General features: G+C 65.8%; 1 protein-coding gene. It reads right to left on the bottom strand.

Annotation, left to right across the window (positions count from 1 at the left end):
• Positions 1-61: 61 nt before the first annotated feature.
• Positions 62-1,603: an integrase core domain-containing protein gene (locus tag ACFWQC_RS28295; RefSeq protein WP_378686168.1), complete on the bottom strand. Its 1,542-nt coding sequence runs from the start codon at positions 1,601-1,603 to the stop codon at positions 62-64.
• Between the last annotated feature and the right edge of the window lie 91 nt (positions 1,604-1,694).

Here is a 1,694-nt window from a genome sequence, read left to right as displayed (position 1 = left end):
TGTGATGTCTCGGGAGATCGTGCACGGATATGTCTCATGACATCGTGGACATCGGCATGTCTCAGGACGTCGTGGACGGTTGAGCCTCGGTGGGGCCGTGCCAGCCTCCGGGCTGGGACGGTTTGGCGTAGCTGGCGATCATCTGCCCGGTCGTGTCGGTGATGGTGACGGTCGTAGCGTTCCAGGTGATCGTGACCTGCTGGCTGTGGCGTTTGTAGCCGGCGTAGAACTTGCAGGCGAGCACGCCGACGTAGCCGCCCTTGGAAACGGTGCGTTCGGCGGTCCCGGTGACGCCGGCCGATGGGTTCTGGTTGATGCCCTTGACGGGTGTGCCCTGACGGGCCGTGCGGGGTCCGTAGTACATCCCAGTGCTCGCTGGTCTTGGATAGCTGATGATGTGCTCGCCGTCGTGAGTGAAGATCTCGACGGTGGTCTCGTCCCACAAGACGTGGACGGTCTGGCCAGCGCGGCTGGTGGCTACGTAGAACAGGCAGCTGAGCGCCTTGATCTGACCGTTCTGTCTGACCTTCAAGTCAGCGGTACCCGCAGCCGCGTGCAACGCCAGCGACGTCCTGCTGCCGGTCGCCGGCATCGCGGTGCCGTCGACAGAGACATCGACGGAGCTGACTGTCGAGGACGGCACCGAGGGCATCCGGGGTTCGGCCACGGGCTCTGGGGCAGGATCAGTGGCAGCCCAGGCTTCGGCCGGAGTCAGGCCGTCCAAGGCCTGATGGACGCGTTCGTGGTTGTAGTACCGGTCGAACTCATCAACCAGCGCCTGAAGGTCGGCGACCGTTGCAGCGGGTGGTCGTGCGTTGAGCCACTTCTGCAGGGTCTGGTGGAGCCGTTCGTTCTTGCCCTGAGTGGTGGGCCGCCCAGGCTTGCCGGTGATCGGCCTGACGCCTAGATCGAGGAGGTAGTCGACCAGCTTGCCGGTGAACCCCCGGCGCGTGGGGTTGAACGCCAGCCCGTTGTCCGACAACACTCGCTGCGGGACGCCCCACCGTCGTACCGCGGTCGAGACAACCTGCACGGCCGCCTTGGCGGTTTCGCCGTCGGCAACCAGGGTCGCTACCGCCATGCGGGTGTGGTCGTCGAGGACCTGATGGATCGCAACCACCGTGCCGTCGCGAAGTGACCACGCGAAGGCGTCGATCTGCCAGCAGCAGTTCGGTGCCGGGTAGACGAAGCGTCGATTCGCTGCCCGTGGACGCTTGCGCGGCTCAGGCTTGGACACCCCGGCCGCGGCGAACGCCCTGGCGAGCGTCGCTCGTGATGGTGGGTTCAGTCCCTGGCGCTGCATCCTGGCAACCACCGAGCGCGGGCCAGCATCGAGGCCCTGCTCAACCAGCCACGCCCGGACCGCCAGCGCATGCTCGATCACGGCCGGGTCCGTACGCGTCGGGCTGTGATGGGGCCGCCTTGATCCCGGCTCCGTCGCGCCGACGGGACCTTGCTCGCGCGCCTGCCGCTGGATCTTGTAGAACACCGACCGGCTGATGCCGTGCCGCTCACAAAAGCGCGTCACCGCACCGCGCTCAGCATCATCTGGCCAGTTCGCAATCGCCCACCGCACATCTGCGGCCACGTGGTTCGAGTCCATACCAGAACCGAACCGTCCAGGATGTCGTGAGACCGGCTGTCCACGATGTCACGAGACAGAAGCGTCCTCGATCTCTTGAGACTTCACATAG

The organism is Nocardioides sp. NPDC058538 (assembly GCF_042719275.1).
GTDB lineage: Bacteria > Actinomycetota > Actinomycetes > Propionibacteriales > Nocardioidaceae > Nocardioides.
The sequence above is the reverse complement of the archived record's forward strand: the minus strand, read 5'-3'. Positions and strand labels throughout refer to the sequence as shown.

What these genes read in the sequence shown, in the direction of transcription:
- ACFWQC_RS28295 (WP_378686168.1), bottom strand. Translation starts at nt 1,603, where the DNA reads ATGGACTCGAACCACGTGGCCGCAGATGTGCGGTGGGCGATTGCGAAC.